This window comes from Halobacillus sp. ABD4_316 (assembly GCF_056161385.1).
The window spans coordinates 61,676-85,416 of sequence record NZ_JBSWZA010000007.1; the positions used below are offsets into that span (position 1 = coordinate 61,676).

Sequence of the window (23,741 nt, forward strand, 5' to 3'; positions counted from 1 at the left end):
GCTACAATAAACGCACGCAGATTGTAAAGGAGAATCCATGTTGGAAAAAAGACTCGACCATATCGGCGTTGCCGTACGCCTTATTGAAGAAAGCATTACATTCTACACAGAGGTTTTAGGCGGAACCCTGATTGACCGCTATCGAAATGAAGCCGAAGGCGTGGAAAGTGAAATTGCTGTGATGGATGTGCACGGCAGCCGCACAGAACTGCTGATGCCGACGAATAACACCACCTCGCCGATCGCCCGCTTCATTAAGCAGAAAGGCAAAGGCGTCCACCACGTAGCTTACGAAGTGGAGAACCTGGATGAAGCCATAGAAGAGGTTCATGCTCAAGGGATACGCACCCTGGAATGGTCCCGGAGAACAAACAAGCACGGAAGACGGCTCATTTATCTGAATCCCGCCGACACCGAGGGCACCATCATTGAATACTGCGACTATCCGAACAAGCAGGAATGATAAAAAAGACAGGGAACCTCTTGGTCCCCTGTCTTTTCAACTTGTAAAGAAACCACGTTCTTGTCCAGCGCCTCTAAAAGCCTCAGCAGCGCTTGTTCACAAACATGACCTGTCTCACACAAACGACAGGTTCCATTGAGTCTGCGAAGCTGTGCTCAATGTTCTCCCGCTGAACATGTCTCTCCACACGATATACGGACAACTTTGACTGAATACACGGTCTTTTACGCTTCTTCCAGTGCTTCTGCCACGCTGTAGTCTTCTGCATCCAATTCTGTATCACGTCCGAGGGCCATCCTGGCAAGCTCTGCGCCAAGATAGGGGCCGGAGGTAAGACCGGAAGCCCCGAGACCATTGGCCGTCAGCACGCCTTTCCATCCAGGAATCCGGCCAAACACCGGCAGAGAACCCGGCGTAAACGGCCGGAACCCGACACGGCTTTCCACAAAAGTACTGTCTTGAAGACCAGGAGCCACCTCCAGAGCCTTATCTAAAATATAATGAAGGCCTCCGGCTGTCTGACGCTGATCGAATCCGGCATCTGTCTCGTGCGTGGCTCCAACAATCATACGTCCCCCACCAAAAGACAACATATATTGGTTGTTCGGCGGCATAACTACCGGCCAGTCCGCGGTTTCCGTACCTTCTACATCCAAATGGACAATCTGTGCCTTCTGGGGACGGGAAAGGAACTGGATCCCGAGCGGCTGGAACAACGGCTTCGCCCAGGCGCCTGCGGTGACGATCACTTCATCCGCTTCCAGCTTCCGTCCGTTCACTTCCACGCCTGTCACGGTATCCCCTTCAAAAGTGAGGGAGGCATCGCCATGCATCATGACGGCTCCACGCTTTTTTGAAGCTCGGATTAATGCGTCACGGAGCGCGCGGCCGTTGACACGGGCCGCGCCACTGACATGAACCGCTTCATAGCTTTCCTCTGATAACAGAGGGAAATAGGTGCGTGTTTCTTCCGGCGAAAGTCGTGTGATTTCACCAATTTCCGGTGCATCCTCCCTCCGTTTTTCCGCCCGTTCAATGGTCTTCTCCAGTTTTTCCGGGTTGGTGTGCAGGCTGACCGCTCCCACTTTTTTATAACCGGTCTCGTGCTCGCCATCCGCTTCCAACTGCTGGATCAAATCAGGATAATACCTTGCGCCGCCTTTGACGAGACGGTACCACCGTTGATTCCGGCGCTGTGCGAGCCACGGACAGACAATGCCTGCAGCGGCTTCTGTGGCCTGGCCCTCATCCTTCCGGTCCACAATAGTGACGTCCGCCCCTTCTTTGATCAGATGGTAAGCGGTCGAGGCTCCTAAAATACCTGCTCCTACGATGATATATCTCTTCATAACGAACTCCTTTTCACGCTCATTGTCTGCATCTATTGTATAGGACAATGCGCCGGGACTCAAATCTCTCCATAGAAAAAGGCGTCTCCTTGTGAGACGCCTTTTTCTGTGGAGAAACCTTTTTTCCAGTGCCTCCAAAGGAGTGGTCATGGATAGAATCTTCCCACGCAGGCGGCCGTAACGCAGCCTGTCCTTTTGAAACGGCGAAGCAGCTATGCTCAACGTTCTCTTTTATCATAGGATAAAGCTGTCTTCCCACAGGCATCGGCACGTGGAGCGTTCAGTGGTGACGTCTGCGGGAACAGCGCGAGCCGAAGATCCACTTGGTCCAATGGTTTTCTTGACCAAGTCAGCTGAGGCCGTGCCCGCGGCAGGCATCCACCGAAAGAAGAACGTGCCCTCTCAACATGACATACGGACAACTCTAACTGGATAACACGGACTTTTCTACAGCCTGAGACGCCTTTTCCCAGTCATTCCGCTGTGTGTGTACATAAGTAGCGATAGCATTGCTCCAAGGTACTTACACAGTCATGGATGCCGACGCTTTCAATCTCAAAGAGTGAAAAAGCATTCAGCGTGACGGTGTAGGAAGCGATGGTGACGGTTGGACAACCCTCTGTCAATTTCCTTAATTCCAAAAAAATCGGATCGTGCGCGCTGCCAACGAAGTCAAATCCATTCACCTGCTCCATTTCCCCACTCCTTACCGTATCAAATGTATAACCGCGGGCCGATCCCCCGTTGTACGGTATACATTCGATGCGGGGAAGGAAAATCCTCTATCCTACAACGACTTCCACTTCCCATTGATCATTCACATACAGACCGATGACTTCTACACCGAAGCCCCAGGACTTCACAAGGTCGACAGACTGTTTGATCTGCCCTTCCTTCACTTCACGATCGACTGGGTTTCCGGCACAATTATGGTGGCCGACAACAGCGACAACATTGGATCCATGATTATCGGTGGAGATGTTGATTTTTGTTTTCACAGCAGCCAGCTGCTCTTCTGATCCTTCCAAAAGGAACTTCGTCGGGCCGGCTTCTGTAATCATATCGATGTAGGCTGTATCGTATTTTTTCTGCATCCAGTAAATAACCGGCAGCTGTACTCTTCCATCCATACAGTTGATAGCGGTGGCAAACGTTTTTTCAGACATAAAAATTCCTCCTCATTTTTTCTATGTTTTCTATCTTATCATAAAGAAAAAACAGCAGGAGGCCAAACCCCTGCTGCCTTCTTAATTGCTGATGCCTTCGATCTGCATCGTTTCCACCGTACCGGTTCCATTTTCCCGGATACGCGCTTCAAGATTCACCTGATCTCCTTCTTTCAGGAAGATCGATAACGGAGCCTTGCTGGTCGTAACGGTATATATGGTCGTTTCTCCTTCAAGGAGGAACTGCACCGACTGTCTGGATTCAGTGGAGGTTACGAGTACACGTTTGATGACGCCGCTCTTCTCCGTGAGGTCCACTTCCTGACTACCTTCCACATTGCTTGGGTCCTGGGCAATCTGGAGACGGTAGGCGTTCAGCGTCTGTTTGGCCGTATCCCCGAAGACAGCAAAATCAGAATCGGCGGCCTTAATGTAGGCGTACTGCTTAAAGAGGCCGTTCGGATCCAGAACGTTGACAATCCACGTCGGGTGTCCGTCCACGTTGTAAAGCACCGGCATCGTTCCGGTCCAGTTTTTCTCTGGATACTGCTTGTTCACGATCTGCACTGCCCCTTTACTGTCCATGATCCCCTGGTTCTGCTGACCGTTGTAATACGTCAGTTCACCAGTACGGGCATCAATCAATGTATAACCAAGGGCTGAATCGATGTTTTCTTTAGGTGAAGCCATATCCGTAAAGTAGTACATGGCCCCGTTCTCATCGAATATCGGGGTCACACTGCTCTCTGTTCCGGATTCGTTCGGGATTTTCACATCTTTTTTACCAAAAATGGAGTTCAACCATCCGTTGATGTACTTCCCGAAGTATTCATTCTCCGTGGCAGCCAGTTCGGAACTGACCGATCCTTCAACAAATTCCGGCGCTTCTGAAGCCGGATAGGTTTCCACATCGCCGGTCACCGGGTCTACAACGGCGACTTTGATTTCCTGCATATCCGGCCGGTTGGAAAAGAACAGCGGTTTGTAGATTGTCTGTACGTACCATGGCTTCCCTTCATCATCCACTTCAATCTGGGCTTCCCCGCTTTGAATATGGTCCGGGTGGGCACTGTAAACGACGCGCTGGACGTTATGGTTGAAATAACTCGAGTTGGTATACTTCATTTTGCTTTGGACGAACTCAGGCTGGGCATTAATGTTCGTCGCTGCGATCGTGAAGTATCCTTCCGTCTCATTTCCCCGTACATAGCGCCAAAAGCTTGAGAATTCCACTGGAGCGACGTAGACGATATCCCCGTCCACCTGCTGCGCCTGAAGCTTTCCAAGATCATAAAACTGGGTGTTCGGGACGACACTCATCGCTTTCTGCACTTTGTTACGGGCCGATTCAGGCGCGACAGAAATCGGTGTATTTTCCTCATTCAATGGGCGGGCCTCCGCCTCCTCCGATTTGGCGATCGAATCATGGCTGTCCTGCAGGGCAAAAATGCTGTAGACGAATACGCCTACGATTAAAACAGCGGTCACAAGAACAATGACGCCCGATAACGAGCGGTGCATCGTCTGATACTGCACAGGCACCTTGGCTCCGCCATAAACAAGCGGCACGAACAGGATGGCGGTAATACTGTTCAAGATCAGCATATTCGGAATCGTAATGGTCGGCATGAACGCATAGGCAATCGCGAACATGAGGATAAAGCCGAAAATAAATACGCCGGCGGCTGTCCTCATAATCTTCTTTCTTCTCATACGGTTTTTCCAATAGACGATGAACGTCAGGATGAAAAATAAAATAAAAGATAATAGAGCTGTAATCAGCATTCCTATCATAAAAGTCAGAACTCCTTTCTATGTCTACAGCTTATTTACGTATCCGCCCTTCTTTGGTTTCAAAAAGTTTTCCGAAGGACGGATAGAGGAAGCGCCCTTGATCTATCAAACGAAGATTAAGAGGTCAGACATTTTGTTTTTGGAGATAATCCGCAAGACCCATAGCACACACTTCAAAATCGAGCTGAAGCAGCTGGTATACCGGATGATCATCGGGAACGCCATTTCGGTTGAGGTAGGCGGACACACGCAGATGAAGCCGCTTCTGTATTCCTTCTATACCTTCTCCCTGTTCCAGAGCGTCCTTCGCTTCACTTACGAAAACAGGAATCCATTTCTTCACTTGATCAAACGCTCGTTCAGGATCCTCCGACGCCCCGTAATGACCGAAATACAAGCGTTCGGGTTGAAGGCTCTCCATCTTTTCGATCGAGGAAATCATCACGTCCGGATCAAATTGATTGGGAGAGGTTGTAGGAAGGAAGAACGGTTCCATCCGGTCCTCCACGTGGTGATAACGTATCCCTGCGGTATCACCGGTGAAAAGCCCTCTGCTTCGTGAATCGTAGACGGCGAGATGGTGGCCGGCATGACCAGGGCTGTCATAGAACGTCAATGTCCGGTGATCTGACAGCTTCAAAGTCTCCCCCTCTTCCTTTACAACCAGCCTTTCGTCCGGAACAGGAAGGACAGGGTCGAACAGCTGATCAAAAACATCCCCGTACACCATACGGGCTCCCCTCACCAGTCTGGACGGATCGGCCAGGTGGCGTTTCCCCTTCTTATGGACAATCACCTCAGCGTTGGGACATTCCTTCAAAAGCAGCCCCACCCCGCCGGCATGGTCCAGATGAATATGAGTCAAAATGATCGACGTCACATCCTCCGGGCGGATCCCCAGATCTGATAGTCCAGCCAGCACATATGGAATGGATGGGCTCGGTCCGGTTTCAATCAACACCGGAGACTCCTCTTTGAACACATATGTACCTGTACGTCCCTCAAAGCCTAAATCATAACCGTCAATCAGATACAGATCCTCGCCTAATGCTGTGGGTGCTTTCTTTTCCAATCGGCTCACCTCTCCCTTAGATTTATCTTCAGTTTACTAGAAGTTTCCATAAAATGATAACGTTTTCTTGTGTAGAGAAAGAGTCACAAAAATGGGCTGGGTGAATATCATGGGTGGTGAGGAGTTGGTTTCAATGACTGAAGAACGTCATCCACAAACCCCTTCCAAACCGGGGTACAGCGATTGTAAAAAGATGAAGCACTTTCACGTGATGGTCGAGATGGAGGATGGCCGGTCCTTTGATGGGATCCTCACAGACGTTTCCGGAGACAGCTTCACCATCCTGATCAGCGAAGACGTCGTCGTCGATGAGCAAGGACAGGTGATGGATGAACGCCAGTATGGATATAGACGCAGAAGGGCCCGCCGGTTCCGAAGAGGCATTTATCCGATTGCCGGTCTCGCCACCTTAGCTCTGTTCCCTTACGCCTTCCGTCCGTATCCCTATTACTACCCTTATCCATATCCATACTATTACTAAGGGAATCACGCTTATGTCTTATCTCAAACGAACTTAAAACAGCCGCCACAATCGTGTGGCGGCCTTTTTTCATTCACGCAAGAATCGTCTGCTCAATCTGTTTCATTTCATAAAATAGACCACGGCGGCTCATCAAGTCCTCATAGGATCCGGATTCCTGAATTTTCCCATCTTCCATAACGATGATCTGGTCCATCCTTTCCAATCCGTTCAGCCGGTGGCTTATCAGAATGACGGTATCATCTTGAGCCTGGTGGAATAAGCGGTCGTAAATGCCTCTCTCCGTCAACGTGTCCACCGAAGAGGTCGGTTCATCAAGCAGCCACAGCCGCTTCCCTTTCAAGAAGGCACGAGCAGCCGCCAGACGCTGTTTTTCCCCTCCTGATAAATTCTCTCCTTTTTCAAGGACTTGTTTATCGAGGGAAAAGGGCAACCCTGTAGAAGCAAGAGCCGCTTGCTGCTGCTCTTCTGTCGCACCCTCATTTGCCATACTTAAATTGTCACCAATGGTACCGAAGAAAAAGTGGTTCTCCTGCAGCATCACATTGGTGTGGGCCCAGAGACTCTCTTCGTCAAGGGTCCGGATATCCTCTCCACCGACTTTCACGACGCCCGCATCTGCCGTATGGAACTTCAACAGCAGCTGGAAGATCGTCGACTTCCCTGAGCCGCTTGCTCCTACGATGGCTGTTTTACTGCCGGAAGGAATGGAAAAGGAAACATCCGTCAACGCCTGGCGCGGTTCTTCAGGAAACCGCCAGCTGACGTTCTCCATCCTGATAGAGGGGGCATCGGAATCATCCATTTCCTTTGTCCCGTTCTCTGTTTTTTCTTCATCCACCAGGGAAAATAACCGGGCAGATGCTCTCCGGCTGTCCTCCAAATGCGCAGGCAGAACAGCCATAGGTGCCGCATTTTCAAAAACAGTCAGGGAAATCATCACAAGCATCGCAAGGAACAACCCGTTCAAGTCCCCGGAAGAGACGAGAAACGCTCCGAGGCCCAGGACGACCCATGAAACGATCAGCGTCACGAACGTGTTCCAGGAATGGCTGGCAAGCATCTCACGGCTGTCCTTCTCCTGCTGTTGGAGGTAAACGTGTGAAGCCTGCTGCAGCATCTCCTGTTTTTCAGAAAGCTGTTGATGAATTTTCAAGTCTCTGAATCCATAGATGAATTCAGTGGCCTCTGTAGAAAGTTGTCCTCTGGACTCGCGGACAAACCGGCTCGATTTCCTCTGCTTCACACTGTACCAGGCCGGGATCACCAGTCCCGTTACAACGAGTCCGAGCAGCAGAACCACGGCCACCGAAAGCGAAAAGATGGACGTGAACACCATTGTCCCTAAGAAAATGATGACGAGCACGACGGGTGGATAATACACTCGTAAAAAGAAGTTCTGCAGACTTTCCACGTCTCCGACAATCCGTGCAAGCAGGTCTCCGCTCCGATACTTTTGAAACAGCCTCGGGGCGATCGGTTCCAGCCGCTTATAAAACGTAACCCGCAGATGGCTCAGAATCGAAAAGGTCGCTCTGTGGGAAAAGTACCGCTCGGCGTACCGGCCAAGCGCCCTGGCAAACCCAAACAGCTTTAAAAAAGCAATCAGGACAGTCAGCGCATATAAAGGAGGTAGCAGTGCCGCTTTGGATATCAAGTACCCGCTGGAAGCAAACAAGCCTACAGCAGAGAGACCAGCGAGAAAACCAAAGAGAATCGAAAGGAGAATATCTTTTTTCTCAAGCGTAACGAGACGAATGACTTCTTTGAGATCTTTCATGCCCCCTCTCCTCCTTTCTGCATTGTGACCATCTGCCGATATAGAGGCAGCTCAGCTTTTAATTGTTCATGGGTGCCTGTACCCACAGCACGTCCCTCATCGAGTACAAGAATCTGGTCGGCTGCCTGAATCGTATGGAGGCGGTGGGCGACCGTAATCATAGTCGCCGTCTCCGACAGCTCTTGAATGGAGCGCTGAAGGACAGTCTCTGTTTTCACATCCAGCCCTGTTGTCGGCTCATCAAACAGAATGACGGAAGGCTTTTTCAAAAAGGCACGGGCCAGTGCAATGCGCTGCTTCTCCCCGCCGGATAAACCTCTTCCGCCCTCACCGATTGATGTATCCAATCCATCCTCCAACGTCTCAAGCAGCTGGGAAAGGCCGGCCTTCTCCGCTGCACGGGCCGTTTCTTCCCTGGAGGCGCCGGGAACTCCAATCGCCATATTCTCTGCAATCGTACCCGAAAAAAGATACGGGTGCTGGGAGATGTAGCTGACACCGTTGAACCAGTCCGCTTCCTTGTACGAATAAAGCGGACGTCCGTTCACGTCTACATCACCAGATGAAGGAGCAAGCAGTCCCGAAAAAATATTGAGCAGGGTTGTCTTGCCTGATCCACTCTTTCCGACCACCGCCAGTTGACTCCCTGCTGGAATGTCCACCGATACCGGATCAAGAGCGAATCCTTCCTCATACTGAAACTGAACAGCGCGGAGAGACAAGGCCGGAGGCTGTTCATACGTGAGCCCCTGATCTCCCCATACCAACGAATGGTCCTCTTCGTTCAACGTCTCCTCCAGCTGCTTGGAGGCCCCGGAAGCTCCACGTCCCGTATGGAACGCACTGCCGAACTCCTTCAGTGTCAAGTAAAACTCCGGTGCAAGAATCAAAATGAAAAAAGCGGTGAAAAAAGAGACACTTTCATACACAACAAGGCGGATGGCAATCTCAAGAGCAATCAGGCCAATACTGAGCATGGAGATGAACTCAAGCATGAGGGAGGACACAAAGGCCACCTTCAGCACTTCCATCGTAGCCGTTTTAAATCCGAGACTGCTCGATTCTATTTCCTCCTGCTGGCGATGACTGCGGTTGAAAAGCTTCAACGTAACAAGTCCTTGAAGGGTATCCAGAAACTGTCCGGAAAAAGCCGAAAGCTTCTCCATCTGGTCTTCCGATTTCTTCTTCGTCATCACACCGATGATCGCCATGAACATCGGAATGAAAGGAGCTGTGATTACCATGATCAGCCCGGAATAAAGATGGGCGGAAAACACAACGGCCAAAATCATCACAGGGATAATGAGGGTCTGTATCATTTGTGGAATATAGCGGCTGAAATAGCCGTCCAGTTCATCCACGGAATCCATGAGTACACTCACCTTTTGTCCGGACCGCCCGGTCACCGATGTGGAGATCGACTGCCTGGACATTTTTTCAATCAAACGATGCCGGTAATGCTCTTTAGCTCTCGAAGCAAGACGGATGCCCGTTTTTCCATTGAGCCATGTGAAGAGAGTACGTCCAGCCAACACGAGAAACAGCCCGGCAAACAAAGGCAGAACATCCTGGAGGCTTTGCTGACCAAGAAAAATCCGATCCACAATCGCAACGAAATAATAGGATTGACCGATGACACTGGCTCCGATGAGAAGAGACGTGAGGATTAACAGCGTCATCCCTTTTCGATCAGCAAAAGCAAAGCGGCTGAGATGCTTCATAATCTATAGAAAACTCCTTACACGTATTTTTTGTGAAGTTTTTCACATTACTTTTATTATAAAGGAAAGACACCCTTTTTTCTAAAGAGAAGCCTGAGGATTCTATGACAATTCTTTAACATCGTCCCCTTTTCTGCCGCCAGTCATACAATCTCAACGGATAACTTACCCCGGTCGCTTATCGTCGCAAACACCTTATCAAACCTGTGATGAGGATTAGTATGCCGAAAACCTTTCAGGAGGTTAATGGAAATAACCTTTACTTTTTATTTTATAAATAATATGATAGTAAAAAATTTATAAAAGGAGGAAAAATCAGTTGGATAACTTTGATTACAAAATATTGAAAGCACTAATTGATAATGGAAGGGTTACTTGGGCTGAATTAGCTTCCCAAACTGGATTATCTGCTCCATCTATTGCAGACCGTGTTAATCGTTTGTTAAACAATGAAGTAATAAAAGAACTTGGCGCAATGGTAAATGGGGAAAGTGTAGGAACAGAATGTACAGCATTTGTGGCAGTTTCATTAGAAAAACCAACATTCAGGAAAGATTTCTTAAGGCTTGTCAAGGATTTGGAAGAAGTGCAGGAATGTCATCATATTGCCGGGGAAGATGATTATTTATTGAAAATTCGTTGCCAAAATACAAAGGATTTGGACCGAGTAATAAGTTATGAAATTAAAAACCTTGCAGGTGTACGGAGGACAAAAACAACAATTGTGATGGATACAACAAAAGAAACTTTGCGGGTCCCCTTACAAAAAGCAAAATTTAATAAATCAGGTGAACAGTAATGTTCGGGGAACTATTACTAAAAGGACTGTTCATTGGAATTAGTATTGCTGCTCCAGTTGGACCAATTGGGGTGTTATGTATCCGCAGAACTCTTGAACATGGTAAGTTAACTGGATTTGTATCTGGATTAGGGGCTGCAACAGCAGATGGAATATATGGAATAATTGCTGGTCTCGGTTTAACATTTATAACAAACTTTTTAATTGGTCAACAATTGTGGCTTCATCTTATTGGCGGTATATTCTTATGTTATTTAGGAGTGAAAATATTTATTTCAAAACCTTCAAATAGATCAGCTGAAGCCAAAGGTAACCAACCGTTTTCAGCTTTCATATCTACTTTCTTTTTAACTATTACTAATCCAGTTACAATTTTATCATTTATCGCCATTATCTCAGGCCTAGGAATTACAACTAACAATGCAACGGCACCTGGCTTAATTTTAGTCGCAGGGATTTTTATAGGTTCATCATTATGGTGGTTATTATTAAGTAGCCTTGCAGGAACATTAGGCAATCGACTAGAGAATGATTATTTGAGCCTGATTAATCGCATTTCTGGAATTATATTATCGTCGTTTGGAGTATATAGTTTAGTTACTGGACTTGTTGGTTAGAGATTGATCTCATAATATTATTGGGGTGTTGTCCATATATTTAATGTTTCACTGGTTCATTGATCTTCTTATGGATCAAGAAAAGATATGAGGGGTGCTTACATGGTCTATATACCTTCAATTTGTTCTTTGTAGTTATTCCAAGCTTCATCATATACTAATGTAGGCGTGAAAATATCTATGATTCCTTGCTTAACTCTAAAGTCAAAAGACTATAGTTTTCTTAAAAAAATGGATCAATAAATGATGTTTGAATCTAAATAAACGTTCAAAGCTTTTCACCCTTTATGATTCTTGCTTGTTATTCCACCAATATTTCAGACGATTTTTCCATTCTCTACCTTACAATCAACGGGGATGTGGGCCTATGTATAAAACCCTATGGAACAACACAGATATTCGTTTATATATGAGAGCAGGAGCGGTTTGAATAAAGAATGGGTCCACCTCAGCAAGAAATTTCTCCTGAAAGGCATGAGGCTGTTTATGTGGTGCAGTTGGATTCAGAAGAAATGCTCCTTCTATGAACATGTCTCAGAACTTCGTCTGATACTCCCCTTTAGCTAATTTCAAAATATTCAAATGTATGCATCTGGAAATAAAAAGAGACCGCCCCTTCCAGGGCAGCCTTTTACTAAGAAAGGTTCTGGCTCCAATCGACAGCCGCTTCCCCTTCCAGGAAGCGTTCAGAATCCATTGCAGCCATACATCCCGTGCCGGCTGCTGTAATGGCTTGACGGTACTTTTGATCCTGGACGTCCCCGCAGGCGAAGACGCCGGGGATATTCGTATTGGTCGTTCCTGGCTCCACAAGAAGATAACCCTTCTCATCCATATCCAGCTTTCCTTTCAGAAAATCTGTGTTTGGATTGTGACCAATGGCAACGAAAATCCCATCTGTATCGATAACTTCCTCTTCACCGGTTTCATTATCCTTCACTTTGATGCCCGAAATTTTCATCCCGTCTGAGACCATCTCCACCGGCGTTTTATTTAGAGCCCACGTCACCTTATCATTTTCCTGTGCCCGGGACTGCATGATTTTAGAAGCACGCAGTTCATTTCTTCGATGGATCACCTGCACCTCACTCGCAAACTTGGTCAGGAAGGTCGCTTCTTCCATCGCCGAATCGCCGCCGCCGATGATCACAACTTTTTTCCCGCGGAAAAAGAACCCATCACAGGTTGCACAGGTGCTCACTCCTTTTCCGATATTCTCTTTCTCGCCGGGAATACCGAGCAGTTTGGCGGAAGCCCCTGTGGAGATAATCAGGCTGTTCGTCTGTATTTCACCGATGCCATCCACCTGAAGGGTAAATGGCCGCTGATCCACCTGGACATCTGTTACCCAGCCCCGTTTAAAAACAGCGCCGAACCGCTCGGCCTGCTTTTTCATATTATCCATAAGTTCAGGCCCCATGATGCCATCCGGGAAACCGGGGAAGTTCTCCACCTCTGTGGTCAGGGTCAACTGACCTCCAGGTTCAGGTCCCTCGATCACCAGGGGTTCCATGTCTGCGCGTGCAAGATAGACGGCGGCTGTCAAACCAGCCGGTCCTGTTCCTAAGATGACAGATTTGTAGGTCATAGAAGTGCCTCCTTTTAAAATGACTCGTATTAGTGTTATATCCCTTTTTGCTTAAAGTCATGCCTCTCCCTTAGGAACTGATGAAAGATGGGGGCAGGGAAGACCCCTCTTATCAGACGTTCCCGCTTTCCATAAACAAGGGAGGTTTCCTCTTCCACTTTTAAAACGGACCCGTAGCTGCCTTCTACTTTTTTAAACAGGGATAAACAAGTGACCACCCCAAATCGGCGCTTTGAGCATACACTATCATCAGATCATGGATATGGAGGTGATTCTATGCCTGGACGAAGAAGACCTGCACGCCGCCCTGGATTTTGTGTGTTTCCCGGTTACAAATACTGCGGTCCTGGATGCAGCGGCCCGGGAGAGCCGGTCAATGCCGTCGATGCTGCCTGTAAAGCACATGATGAGTGCTACCGCTATACAAAGAATTACTGTTATTGTGATGATGCTTTCATTCGTCGTTTAGGACAGCTCCAGAACCCACGGACCCGTGAGGGACGTCACGCCCGTGCGATGTATAACTATATGAAATTCCAACGCCTGTTCACCTGTTCGTTTTAAAAAAGACAAAGGAAGCTGTCTTTCTTTTTTTTATGGTTTGATCCTAAGGAAATTATTATGAAATATAGGCCGCCGTCACTTTTCAAAACCCAATTCTGTGCTTATAATAGTCAACAGCACGCTTATTCTGCATGCGTCGCCAACACGAGAGGATGTAGGACTAATCATGAAATTCGAAGAAAGGTTTGACTGGCAGCTGTTCTTTATTATCTGCTGTTTTATTGCGATCAGCTCCGTCGCCTTGTTCAGCGCTCAGCAAAGTACGCAGTACAATGAGAATTTCGTACTCAAACAGCTGGTCTGGTACGGGGTCGGCGGAGTCGTTATTGGGTTTATGATGATCGTGGATCCCGAAGATTTTAAAAAGATCAGCTGGTACTTATATGGTTTCGGTCTTGTTTTACTTATTGCCTTGATCCTGGCACCATCATCCATCGCTCCTGTCATTAAAGGACAGAAAAGCTGGTTCACCCTGCCAGGTTTGTCTCTGCAGCCTGCAGAGCTTGTTAAAATTTTTACGATACTCGTTCTCGGAAGAATTGCCGTTAATCATAACAGCAAAAGCGTCTCGACGCTGAAGTCGGACTTTCTGCTCCTTCTTAAGCTGGGAGCCGCTGCAGGCGTCCCATTCCTTTTAGTCATGCAGCAGCCTGACTTAGGGACAGGCCTTGTCTTTCTAGCCATACTTGCAGGTTTTGTCCTGGTTTCCGGAATCCAATGGAAAATTATCCTGCCGATATTCGCTGTCATTTCAGCACTGGGGACAAGCCTGATCTGGCTGGCGATCCAAGCTCCACAAATTCTGGATAAATACCTCGGGGTAAAGGAATACCAGCTGGGACGGATCTATTCCTGGTTCCAGCCGACCAAATATGAAGATTCCTCAGGCTATCAGCTCGTCAAAGCCATGCGGGCGATAGGGTCGGGGCAGCTGTATGGTAAAGGCTTCGGGGAAAGGGAAGTGTATCTGCCTGAAGCTCAAACGGACTTTATTTTCAGTATCATTGCGGAGGAATATGGATTTCTCGGCTCGTGTGTCGTCATTATCCTGTTTTTCTTCCTGATCTACCGCTTCACGACAATCGCTTTTAAAGCGAACAGTCATTACAGCTCCTATGTCATGGTAGGGATTATCAGTATGATCGCCTTCCACGTCTTCCAAAACATCGGCATGTCTGTGCAGCTCCTTCCTATTACAGGGATTCCGCTGCCATTCATCAGTTACGGGGGGAGTGCCCTCTTAGGAAACCTGATGGCCCTCGGCATCGCTTTCTCGATATCGTACCATCATAAAACCTATATGTTCGGAGAATAAAAAAAAGCTTCAGAGGACCGATTCCTCTGAAGCTTTTTTGGTCTTATTCGACGGTTACACTTTTCGCAAGGTTCCGTGGTTTGTCTACGTCACAGTCACGGTGCAGTGCTGCGTAATAGGAAATCAACTGAAGCGGTACAACAGATACAAGCGGTGTCAGGATCTCATGAACGTGAGGAATGACAAAGGCATCGCCTTCCTTATCCAGACCTTTCATGCTGATGATCATGCTGTTAGCTCCACGTGCTTCCACTTCCTGTACGTTTCCACGGATGGAGTAGTTGACGTTTTCCTGTGTCGCAAGCGCTACAACCGGCGTGCCTTCTTCAATCAGAGCGATGGTTCCGTGCTTAAGCTCTCCACCAGCGAATCCTTCCGCCTGGATATAGGAGATCTCCTTCAGCTTCAATGAACCTTCAAGACCGACATAAAAGTCGATTCCACGACCGATGAAGAAGCAGTTCCGTGTCACCGGCAGGTATTCACGGGCCAGCTCTTCCAGCTCTTCTTTTTGATCCGTCAAGGCTTCCATAGCATTCGCTACAATTCCAAGCTCCTGCATCGGATCAAAATCAAGCTCGATTCCTTTAGCGCGGGCTGTATCCACAGCCAGAATCGCAAGGACAGCCATCTGGGCTGTATAAGCTTTTGTGGACGCTACCGCAATTTCAGGACCCGCATGCAGATGCAGTGTATAATCCGCCTCACGGGAGAGGGTGGATCCTGGAACATTGGTAATCGTCAGGGCCGGGTGGCCAAGTTCTTTCGTCTGAACAAGAACGGAACGGCTGTCTGCCGTTTCCCCACTTTGGGAGATGTATACAAACAACGGCTTCTCGGACAAGAGCGGCATGTTATAGGAAAATTCACTTGCCACGTGGACTTCAACTGGAATATTCGCCAGTTTTTCGATGAACTGTTTGCCGAGAAGACCGGCATGATAGCTTGTTCCCGCAGCAATGATGTAAATACGGTCGCATTCCTTCATCGCATTGCGGATGTCAGCATCCAATTTAATGTCGTCGTTTTCATCCTGGTACTCCTGGATGATTTTACGGATAACGAAAGGCTGCTCATCAATCTCCTTCAGCATGAAGTGAGGGTAGGTGCCTTTTTCGATATCTGTCGCGTCGATTTCAGCTGTGAACGGCTCACGAGTGACCACGTCACCTTCAGGAGAAAGGATTTCAACACCGTCACGGCGGACGATCACTGTTTCTTTATCCATCAGCTCAAGGAACTGATCCGTTACGTGAAGCGCCGCCATAGAGTCACTCGCTACAACGTTGAAATCATCACCAAGACCTACAAGAAGCGGGCTCTTGTTTTTTGCTACATAAATCGTGTCTTTGTTCTCACGATCGATGAGAGCAATCGCATAGGAACCTGTCAGAAGCTTCACAGCTTTATGGAAGGCAGCCGCTACATCGTTCATTTCATTGTGCAGGACTTCGATCAGCTGGACGATGATCTCTGTATCTGTTTCACTCTTCAGTTCAACTCCTGCCAGGTATTCATCACGCACATCTACATAGTTCTCGATAACGCCGTTATGAACGAGTGTAAAACGGCCGGAAGTACTCTGGTGCGGGTGGGCGTTCTCTTCACTTGGAGCTCCGTGAGTGGCCCAGCGTGTATGGCCGATGCCGTGAGTGGATGCTACGTTTTCATCGACTGCACTGCGCAGCGCTGCAATACGGCCTTTGACTTTCGTTACTTCAACGCCGTTATCATTCAAGGTAGCAATTCCGGCAGAGTCATATCCGCGGTATTCAAGCTTTTCCAGTCCGTTTAACAAAATTTCCTTTGTATCCTGTTGTCCAATATATCCTACAATTCCACACATAATTGTTGTCCTCCTTAATTTACGAGAAGGGCAATGAATGTCAGCACGGGGCTATTCGCTGCCCCTCTCCCTCAACGATCTATATCTTGTGCACTTTATCCAGCCGTATTGTTCGAAAAGTCGCCTTTCCGTTTTACAGCTGAACCAACGGCTGAAGTGTCACAGCCGGGAGGCATCCGCCGAATGCTCGATGAACCTCCACCTCGTCAACTGCGCATAGAAACGTTCCATCTGCACAGTCCTGGCGCTTTTAATGATTGATGACCTCTATCCTCCCTATCTGTTTCAAAATAAAGCCTCTCTCATCTGTTACCCTTAGCTTTTCCCTATTAAAAGGATTTCGACAGATTTTTCAAGTACAAGTCATATTTTACCTGAGCCTTGTGAAAAAGGTCAATAAAAATTAGAGGCGATCATGAATTGTAAGGACCTTGTAATAGAATATGCGCAGCTCTCCTATCCTGTGAAGAGCTGCGCGTCCATGCTTTATTCCATACCTAATTCTTCTTCAACGACTGCAACGACTTTGTTACAGTAAGTTTCACATTGCTCTTCTGTCGGAGCTTCCACCATGATCCGCACAAGTGGTTCTGTTCCGGAAGGGCGGACAAGGACACGGCCGCTGTCTCCCATTTCCTCTTCCACTGCCTGGATGGCTTCCTGAATGCGCGGGTGAGTCTGTACACGGTTTTTATCAATGACTTTTACATTTATCAAAACCTGTGGGAACTTCTCCATCTCCGCAGCAAGCTCTGAGAGAGGCTTTCCTGTCTCTTTAACGACGTTTACAAGCTGCAGAGCGGAAAGCATCCCGTCCCCTGTCGTGTTATGTTCAAGGAAGATGATGTGTCCGGATTGCTCTCCACCGAGGTTGTAGCCGCCACGGCGCATTTCTTCCATCACATAGCGGTCGCCGACAGCTGTTTTATCACTCTTAATGCCGTTGGCTTCCACAGCTTTATAAAATCCAAGGTTACTCATGACAGTGGATACGACTGTAGAATGGTTAAGGAGACCTTTCTCATTCATATATTTGGCACAGATGAACATGATACGGTCGCCGTCTACAATATTTCCTTTCTCATCGACAGCAATCAAACGATCCCCATCGCCGTCAAAAGCAAGTCCGATATCCGCTTTTTTCTCTTTAACAAGGGCCTGAAGAGCTTCCGGGTGCGTCGACCCGAACCCAGCATTAATATTCAGGCCGTCCGGAGACGAACCGATGGAGGAAATATCCGCTTCCAGATCGGCAAACAGATGAGAAGCGAGTGAAGACGTCGCCCCGTGTGCACAATCAAGCGCAATATGAAGGCCGTCAAAATCATAATCCACGGTCTGCTTCAAGTGCTGCAGGTATTTCTGGCAGCCTTCAAAATAGTCATTGATTTGACCAAGATCCGCACCGGATGGGCGTGGAAGATCGTCTTGTTCTGCATCAATCAGTGCTTCGATTTCCGCTTCCTGGTCATCCGTCAGCTTAAAGCCGTCCGGACCGAAGAATTTGATGCCGTTGTCTTCCACTGGATTGTGGGAAGCAGAAATCATAATTCCAGCCTCTGCCTGAAGCGCTTTGGTCAAAAAGGCCACCCCTGGTGTGGAGATGACGCCGAGACGCATCACTTCCGCTCCAATAGAGAGAAGACCAGCAGCAAGTGCCCCTTCCAGCATTTCGCCGGAAATACGAGTATCACGGCCGATTAAAACTTTCGGACGTTCCACCCCTTTGGTTACAACATAACCGCCGTAACGTCCTAGTTTAAAAGCCAGTTCTGGTGTTAATTCTTTGTTGGCGATCCCACGAACGCCGTCTGTTCCGAAATATTTACCCATTTTCAACGAACCTCTCTTTCTGTCCTATGCATATCAATTAAGTATAATTATTCTGGTTTACTCTCCCTGCTGATCATCAAGGACGTCAATGGTGACTTCAATCGTTTCCGGTGATACGGCTGTCGTGCCGTCCGGCAGGGGTACATCAACGTCAACCACCTGATCTTCGGTCACTTCTGTAACATCCACTGGAATTTCAACAGGTTCTTCAATACCGGCCAGGACCTCTTCAGGGCCCTGGTACGTTACATTTTCGACTTCCGTTGTTACTTCTTCAATCAGAACCCCTTCCTGAGTACCGCCGCTTGCTTCCGGCGTCACAGGGACCTCTTTCGTTCGTTTGGATACAGGGACGCTTACATCAACAGCCGCAGGCTCTACAAGAACGTTCAGTTCATTGCCCTGATTGTCGTAAACCTTTACAGGGGCTTCTCCCTGCTCAACGGTATCTTCAGCTGCGCCCACATCAACGATGGCTCTTACAGAAGCTACCCGTTCAACGACCGATGCTGCGCCTGTAATCTCCACCTGAGCCGGAGAGACTTCCGGTGTTCCAAGCTCCAGGCTGGTGTCCAGATTGTTCTCATTTGCATAATCGATGCTTACATCATAATTTTCGGTCGTTTTTTCTTCAATTTCCACTTCAATAATTTTCGGTTCAAGGGAAACAGCCAGCTGGCTGCTGATTCCTGAATGCTGGAGGGATACCTCATGGGTTCCAGGTCCAAGGTCATTCAAGTCGACAAATACGTTGAAGTTCTTCTGACGTGAAACAGGGGCTACAGCTCCCGCTGGACCCTCGACCGTCACGGTCACATCCTGAGGGATCCCGCTGACCACATATTCTTCACTGTCAAAGCGGATTTCAAGTGGAATGTTTTCCATCGTTTCAGATTCCGACGATGTCTCATTAAAAAACAGCGAGTCAGAATCCATGTTGTTATCGACATTGACCGTCACCCAGAGCAGACCGGCTAAAAGAAGGGAGATAATCCGGATAAACCATACACTTTTAAACCAATTATCCATTCTTTTTCCCCCTCCAGTTCCAGCTTTTAACGGCAGGAGCAGAGTAATCAAGCTCTGTACGCAGCATTTCCTCGAGCTTCACCTGATCGAGCTCGCGGTGCAGCTCACCATTTTTCGTACAGGAAATCGCCCCGGTCTCCTCAGATACAACAATTGTCAGCGCATCTGTCACTTCACTGATTCCCATCGCCGCCCGGTGCCGTGTTCCAAGTTCCTTCGAGATAAAAGGACTCTCCGACAACGGAAGATAACAGGCAGCAGCTACGATTTCATCATTTTTAAGTATGACGGCTCCATCATGAAGCGGTGTATTCGGTATGAATATGTTGGTGAGCAGCTCACTGGATAAATGTCCATTAACCCGGATCCCTGTCTCCACATAGTCTCCCATGCCCGTATCGCGCTCGATCGTAATCAAGGCTCCGATTCTGCGCTTGGCCATATAGTTGCAGGATTTAATGATCGCCTGCAGTGTTTTTTCCGTATCTTCTTCCTCTGACGAATTCCTGCTGAAAAAGCTTCCCCGCCCGAGCTGTTCCAGAGCCCTTCTCAGCTCCGGCTGGAATAGGATGATAATAGCAAGGAAACCCCAGGTGATGGCCTGTGACATGAGCCATCGCAGTGTGGTTAGTCCAAATAAATTACTCAGCAGCCATATCCCCAGGATAATGAAGATTCCTTTTAGAAGCTGGACCGCCTTCGTCCCTTGGATCAGCATGATTAATTTATATACAACAAACCAGACAAGGGCGATATCCACAGTTATCAGCAGGTAATCTAAAACATCCAGTCCCCCATCAAGCATGCCTACACTTCCTTTTAAATAAAATAAATCTGAAAAATTCACATTTACCATTATATCACATAAGTTTTTTTGAATATATCAGAACCTGTCCTGATCTTATCATACCCAAAAAAAAGACAGAATGACCTATGTCATCCTGCCTTTAGTCTTCTTGTTCGGACCCGAAGGAGAAAATATCTGACACGGTTTGTTTCGTATGATACCAAACCCATTCATAAATCTGGTTCACTTCGGTCAATTCCCCTGAGTAGGCTCTGAGATCTGAACGGTTCAGTTCCCCTGATCCCTGGTCCCCGGATGTTCCTTCCAGGATGTCTCCGTTAATGATGGTCACATTTCCATCGACAGCCCCGTCAATCCGCAGGTCTCCGTTTCGAACGACAAGGTCCCCCTTAACCGTGACACCATCCGGTACAATCACCGTGTGCTCTCTGATTTCAAGGTTTTCCTGTTTGGATACCGTTACCTGCTGATCCTGATTCCATGCTGTGAAAATGCCACTGAACATGAGAATAAAGAATACAGCAGCGGCGGTCAGAATCGGATGCTGCTGCAGCCGGCGTATATAATTTCTCCGTTTTTTCTGCTTTGGAAGACTGTTCATCACATTTGCCGTGAACCGAGGCGGTGCAGAAACTGGAGATGTATTGGTAATCAGCGTAGTCGTCCGCTTCAATTCATGAAAATGGCTCTGGCAGGACGGACAGCTCTGCAGGTGATCTCTCAGTCGTCGTTCTTCCTCTGTGTTTAATTCGCCGTCTAAATACTTATGCATGAGTGTAATGGCTTCTTTACTGCAATTCATTCCCTCTCAACTCCTTCATACATGGCGAAGCCGTTTTCTTAGTGCTTCCCTTCCTCTGTGCACCCTTGTCTTCACCGTCCCTACGGGAATATCAAGAACTTCGGCGATTTCCTGGAGAGCTAACTCATCCAAATACCGCAGAACAATCACGCTCCGATATTTCGGAGGCAGGGCAAGGATTTCCTTATGGATGTACGTCTGCAGCTCAAGGCTTTCGACCTCTTCCTCAGGCAGTGCCTGGTCTGCAGCCAGCTGAGAGTACATATCCAGTCCATCCGTGCCCTTCACTTCAGCATCGAGGTGATAGTCCGGCTTCTTCTTCCGAATGCGGTCGATCGATAAGTTGGTGGCTATTCTATAGAGCCATGTTGAGAATTTGCGCCGCTCATCAAACGTGTGGAGGTTTGTATAGGCCCGGATAAATGCTTCCTGTGCAAGATCTTCAGCTTCGTATGAGTTCCCGATCATCCGCAGACATATATGATAGACCTTGTTCTGATAAAAAGAAACAATGTCTTCAAATGCTGCCTGATCTCCCTTTTTCACTTGTTTTATTTTCTGTTTTATCATGGTTTCCATTTGTTATACCTCCGCTATATGTGCGGTCGATATCCTTTACGGATGACCTCGCCTCAAAGTTTCAAAAAAACATATAAAAAAATATATATCTTTTTCCTAAATATAAGTTTAACTTTTTTTAGTATCGGATATAAAGCTGTAAATGTAAAAAATTTCTTAGGAGGACTACAAAACATGACGCGAGTGACTTCGTTGACGGAAGAAATCGAAGCTTGTCGTTTGGAAATGAGCCGTTTAGCCCGCCTCCATCACTTAACATCCCCCGAAGTTGTCAAAGTGAGCGTTAAGCTGGATCAGCTTCTTAATGAATATGACGAAGTACAATATAAAAAACAGCAACCCGCCTTAAGTAAAGCAGGTTACTGTTAATGATCGAACTTATTTCAGAGTTTCTCCAAATAAAGAACCCATCAAACCGACCGCTACGCCGGCGGTTTTATTTTTTTCATCGAGGATAGGATTGACTTCCACAAATTCTGCGGAGGTAATCATTTCCGATTGATGAAGCATCTCCATAGCCAGATGACTTTCCCGATAGCTCAGGCCGCCCATAACAGGTGTCCCGACACCCGGCGCATCATTCGGGTCCAGACCGTCCAGATCAAGGCTGAGGTGCACGCCGTCTGTCCTGTCCTTCAAATAGTCCACGGCTTCTTCAATGACTTTAGTCATTCCCATACGATCCACTTCATGCATCGTATAGACTTTGATTCCCTGCTCCTTAATCAGTACTTTCTCTCCTTCATCCAGAGAGCGGGCACCGATGATGACAATGTTCTCAGGCTTAATCTTAGGAGAATAGCCATGGATACCCGTAAGCTTTTCATGCCCGATCCCCAGACTTGCTGCCAGCGGCATGCCATGAATATTTCCGGACGGTGAACTGTCCGCTGTATTTAAATCCCCGTGAGCGTCATACCAGATCACTCCGAGATTATTGTAGTGTTTTGCGACTCCTGCAAGAGTCCCCATAGCAATACTGTGATCTCCTCCTAATACAAGAGGGAAACGGTTGTTTTCGATGACCTGATCGACCGCTTCAGCCAGTCTGCTCGTTCCTTCAGCTATTTCGTGAAGGTTCCTGAGGTTATCATGCTTTACATCCGTCTGATGCTTCGGACGAGGAATCTCAATGTCTCCTAGATCTTCAATGGTATAACTCAACTGCTCTAGACGTTCAACCATCCCTGCATACCGGATAGCACTTGGACCCATATCGACTCCTCTGCGCATTTGACCAAGATCCATGGGTACTCCGATTACTGAAAGCTGTTTATTCATTAAAGTTCCTCCTTTTTACACTATTTTCATTGTATCCGTTTTATTAAAGATGACTCAACTGGACATCATTGTGTATATATATACGTTATTTCCTGCCTTATAGTGGTAATCATGCATGTTTACAAGCTGCCTGCCAAAACAACGATCACCAGATATAAAAAAAGCCTGACAAGTTCTATGTCAGGCTTTCTATCGTATAAAAGATCACCAGGATCTATTTGGTTCTATGTAATGGTGGAGCCTAGCGGGATCGAACCGCTGACCTCCTGCGTGCAAAGCAGGCGCTCTCCCAGCTGAGCTAAGGCCCCATATGGAGCGGGAGACGGGATTCGAACCCGCGACCCCCACCTTGGCAAGGTGGTGTTCTACCACTGAACTACTCCCGCGAAAAAGAGATGAGCCATGAAGGATTCGAACCTTCGACCCTCTGATTAAAAGTCAGATGCTCTACCAGCTGAGCTAATGGCTCCTATGAAGAATGATACTCGTTTTTTATGAGCAATGCGCTCAATATATGGAATATGCTCAACACATGGTAGTCTTATTCTTAAAGGAAATATGGCTGGGCCAGCTGGATTCGAACCAGCGCATGACGGTACCAAAAACCGTTGCCTTACCGCTTGGCTATGGCCCAACAAGTACAAAATTAGTATAACCAACTTAAGAATATTATACAATCATGTGGAATTTTTTCATAAAAAATAGCTGATGATTAAGTCAGCTTCTTATGAAACAATAAAATAAAAATGGTGGAGGGAGTAGGACTCGAACCTACGAACCCGATGGGAGCGGATTTACAGTCCGCCGCGTTTGGCCAACTTCGCTATCCCTCCACTTGAAAAGTGGTGCCGGCC

At 47.6% G+C, this 23,741-nt stretch carries 22 protein-coding genes and 5 tRNA genes; 7 read left to right on the top strand and 20 right to left on the bottom strand.

The genetic code is table 11. The features are described 5' to 3' along the window. Nucleotides 1-40 precede the first annotated feature (40 nt). On the top strand, nucleotides 41-463 hold the full coding sequence (locus ACXAJH_RS18775) for a VOC family protein (RefSeq protein WP_474970469.1): 423 nt from the start codon (nucleotides 41-43) through the stop codon (nucleotides 461-463). A 224-nt stretch (nucleotides 464-687) separates the two neighbouring features. Here ACXAJH_RS18775 and ACXAJH_RS18780 read toward each other — a convergent pair whose 3' ends face one another. The 5 genes from ACXAJH_RS18780 to ACXAJH_RS18800 form a co-directional block, all read right to left on the bottom strand. Then, entirely contained in the window at nucleotides 688-1,812 is a 1,125-nt protein-coding gene (locus tag ACXAJH_RS18780; RefSeq protein WP_474994924.1) for an NAD(P)/FAD-dependent oxidoreductase, read from the bottom strand. A 473-nt stretch (nucleotides 1,813-2,285) separates the two neighbouring features. Further along, nucleotides 2,286-2,507 (bottom strand): hypothetical protein, encoded by a 222-nt coding sequence (locus ACXAJH_RS18785; protein WP_474970276.1) that lies wholly within the window; start codon nucleotides 2,505-2,507, stop codon nucleotides 2,286-2,288. 87 nt (nucleotides 2,508-2,594) lie between these two features. Continuing rightward, entirely contained in the window at nucleotides 2,595-2,978 is a 384-nt protein-coding gene (locus ACXAJH_RS18790) for a carbonic anhydrase (RefSeq protein ID WP_474970275.1), read from the bottom strand. An 81-nt stretch (nucleotides 2,979-3,059) separates the two neighbouring features. Further along, nucleotides 3,060-4,772, bottom strand: a complete 1,713-nt coding sequence (locus tag ACXAJH_RS18795) for a DNA-binding protein (RefSeq protein ID WP_474994925.1) — start codon at nucleotides 4,770-4,772, stop codon at nucleotides 3,060-3,062. A gap of 124 nt (nucleotides 4,773-4,896) precedes the next feature. Continuing rightward, nucleotides 4,897-5,844 (bottom strand): MBL fold metallo-hydrolase, encoded by a 948-nt coding sequence (locus ACXAJH_RS18800; protein WP_474970273.1) that lies wholly within the window; start codon nucleotides 5,842-5,844, stop codon nucleotides 4,897-4,899. Nucleotides 5,845-5,977: 133 nt separating this feature from the next. Between ACXAJH_RS18800 and ACXAJH_RS18805 the strand changes: the two genes are divergently transcribed. Next, complete coding sequence (locus tag ACXAJH_RS18805) at nucleotides 5,978-6,325, top strand: hypothetical protein (RefSeq protein ID WP_474970272.1); 348 nt, start codon at nucleotides 5,978-5,980, stop codon at nucleotides 6,323-6,325. 73 nt (nucleotides 6,326-6,398) lie between these two features. On the opposite strand, the gene cydC is transcribed toward ACXAJH_RS18805, so the two are convergent. Next, the gene (gene cydC, locus ACXAJH_RS18810; RefSeq protein WP_474970600.1) at nucleotides 6,399-8,105 is read right to left on the bottom strand and encodes a thiol reductant ABC exporter subunit CydC; all 1,707 of its coding nucleotides are present in this window, start codon (nucleotides 8,103-8,105) and stop codon (nucleotides 6,399-6,401) included. Beyond that, a complete protein-coding gene (cydD, locus tag ACXAJH_RS18815) occupies nucleotides 8,102-9,826 on the bottom strand; it encodes a thiol reductant ABC exporter subunit CydD (protein ID WP_474970270.1) in 1,725 nt (574 codons plus the stop codon). Before cydD ends, cydC begins: the two co-directional genes overlap by 4 nt. A 319-nt stretch (nucleotides 9,827-10,145) precedes the next feature. On the opposite strand from cydD, the gene ACXAJH_RS18820 reads away from it, so the two are divergent. Both ACXAJH_RS18820 and ACXAJH_RS18825 read left to right on the top strand, forming a co-directional pair. Beyond that, nucleotides 10,146-10,625 carry an Lrp/AsnC family transcriptional regulator gene (locus ACXAJH_RS18820; protein ID WP_474970269.1) on the top strand — a complete coding sequence of 160 codons (480 nt, stop codon included), beginning with the start codon at nucleotides 10,146-10,148 and terminating at the stop codon, nucleotides 10,623-10,625. Beyond that, nucleotides 10,625-11,242, top strand: a complete 618-nt coding sequence (locus ACXAJH_RS18825; protein WP_474970603.1) for a LysE family translocator — start codon at nucleotides 10,625-10,627, stop codon at nucleotides 11,240-11,242. Before ACXAJH_RS18820 ends, ACXAJH_RS18825 begins: the two co-directional genes overlap by 1 nt. Nucleotides 11,243-11,876: 634 nt before the next feature. Here the strand turns inward: ACXAJH_RS18825 and trxB are convergent. Next, on the bottom strand, nucleotides 11,877-12,830 hold the full coding sequence (gene trxB, locus ACXAJH_RS18830; RefSeq protein WP_474994926.1) for a thioredoxin-disulfide reductase: 954 nt from the start codon (nucleotides 12,828-12,830) through the stop codon (nucleotides 11,877-11,879). Between the two features lie 276 nt (nucleotides 12,831-13,106). Here trxB and ACXAJH_RS18835 point away from each other — a divergent pair, with 276 nt between their 5' ends. Together ACXAJH_RS18835 and ACXAJH_RS18840 are read left to right on the top strand one after the other, a co-directional pair. Continuing rightward, entirely contained in the window at nucleotides 13,107-13,394 is a 288-nt protein-coding gene (locus tag ACXAJH_RS18835) for a phospholipase (protein WP_474970266.1), read from the top strand. Between the two features lie 166 nt (nucleotides 13,395-13,560). Then, on the top strand, nucleotides 13,561-14,709 hold the full coding sequence (locus tag ACXAJH_RS18840) for an FtsW/RodA/SpoVE family cell cycle protein (RefSeq protein WP_474970265.1): 1,149 nt from the start codon (nucleotides 13,561-13,563) through the stop codon (nucleotides 14,707-14,709). A 43-nt stretch (nucleotides 14,710-14,752) separates the two neighbouring features. Here ACXAJH_RS18840 and glmS read toward each other — a convergent pair whose 3' ends face one another. From glmS to sigW, 6 genes are all read right to left on the bottom strand, one after another. Further along, nucleotides 14,753-16,555 carry a glutamine--fructose-6-phosphate transaminase (isomerizing) gene (glmS, locus tag ACXAJH_RS18845; RefSeq protein WP_474970264.1) on the bottom strand — a complete coding sequence of 601 codons (1,803 nt, stop codon included), beginning with the start codon at nucleotides 16,553-16,555 and terminating at the stop codon, nucleotides 14,753-14,755. A 486-nt stretch (nucleotides 16,556-17,041) separates the two neighbouring features. Further along, complete coding sequence (gene glmM / locus ACXAJH_RS18850; protein ID WP_474970468.1) at nucleotides 17,042-18,388, bottom strand: phosphoglucosamine mutase; 1,347 nt, start codon at nucleotides 18,386-18,388, stop codon at nucleotides 17,042-17,044. Nucleotides 18,389-18,445: 57 nt separating this feature from the next. Beyond that, entirely contained in the window at nucleotides 18,446-19,417 is a 972-nt protein-coding gene (locus ACXAJH_RS18855; RefSeq protein WP_474970262.1) for a CdaR family protein, read from the bottom strand. Further along, a complete protein-coding gene (gene cdaA, locus ACXAJH_RS18860; protein WP_027953316.1) occupies nucleotides 19,410-20,222 on the bottom strand; it encodes a diadenylate cyclase CdaA in 813 nt (270 codons plus the stop codon). Before cdaA ends, ACXAJH_RS18855 begins: the two co-directional genes overlap by 8 nt. 142 nt (nucleotides 20,223-20,364) lie before the next feature. Beyond that, nucleotides 20,365-21,027, bottom strand: a complete 663-nt coding sequence (locus ACXAJH_RS18865; protein ID WP_474970261.1) for a zf-HC2 domain-containing protein — start codon at nucleotides 21,025-21,027, stop codon at nucleotides 20,365-20,367. A 15-nt stretch (nucleotides 21,028-21,042) separates the two neighbouring features. Further along, nucleotides 21,043-21,606 carry an RNA polymerase sigma factor SigW gene (gene sigW / locus ACXAJH_RS18870; protein WP_027953318.1) on the bottom strand — a complete coding sequence of 188 codons (564 nt, stop codon included), beginning with the start codon at nucleotides 21,604-21,606 and terminating at the stop codon, nucleotides 21,043-21,045. Between the two features lie 174 nt (nucleotides 21,607-21,780). Between sigW and ACXAJH_RS18875 the strand changes: the two genes are divergently transcribed. Beyond that, the gene (locus tag ACXAJH_RS18875; RefSeq protein ID WP_474970260.1) at nucleotides 21,781-21,975 is read left to right on the top strand and encodes a Spo0E family sporulation regulatory protein-aspartic acid phosphatase; all 195 of its coding nucleotides are present in this window, start codon (nucleotides 21,781-21,783) and stop codon (nucleotides 21,973-21,975) included. Nucleotides 21,976-21,984: 9 nt separating this feature from the next. Here ACXAJH_RS18875 and rocF read toward each other — a convergent pair whose 3' ends face one another. The 6 genes from rocF to ACXAJH_RS18905 all read right to left on the bottom strand — a co-directional run bounded on the left by rocF (nucleotide 21,985) and on the right by ACXAJH_RS18905 (nucleotide 23,720). After that, nucleotides 21,985-22,887, bottom strand: coding sequence for an arginase (gene rocF / locus ACXAJH_RS18880; protein WP_474970259.1), 903 nt, complete (start codon nucleotides 22,885-22,887; stop codon nucleotides 21,985-21,987). 232 nt (nucleotides 22,888-23,119) lie between these two features. Further along, nucleotides 23,120-23,195: transfer RNA gene (locus tag ACXAJH_RS18885), tRNA-Ala, on the bottom strand. A gap of 3 nt (nucleotides 23,196-23,198) precedes the next feature. Beyond that, nucleotides 23,199-23,273, bottom strand: a tRNA-Gly gene (locus tag ACXAJH_RS18890). 10 nt (nucleotides 23,274-23,283) lie between these two features. After that, a tRNA-Lys gene (locus tag ACXAJH_RS18895) sits at nucleotides 23,284-23,356 on the bottom strand. Nucleotides 23,357-23,446: 90 nt separating this feature from the next. Then, nucleotides 23,447-23,521 (bottom strand) — tRNA-Gln (locus ACXAJH_RS18900). Nucleotides 23,522-23,634: 113 nt separating this feature from the next. Next, a tRNA-Tyr gene (locus ACXAJH_RS18905) sits at nucleotides 23,635-23,720 on the bottom strand. Nucleotides 23,721-23,741 lie beyond the last annotated feature (21 nt).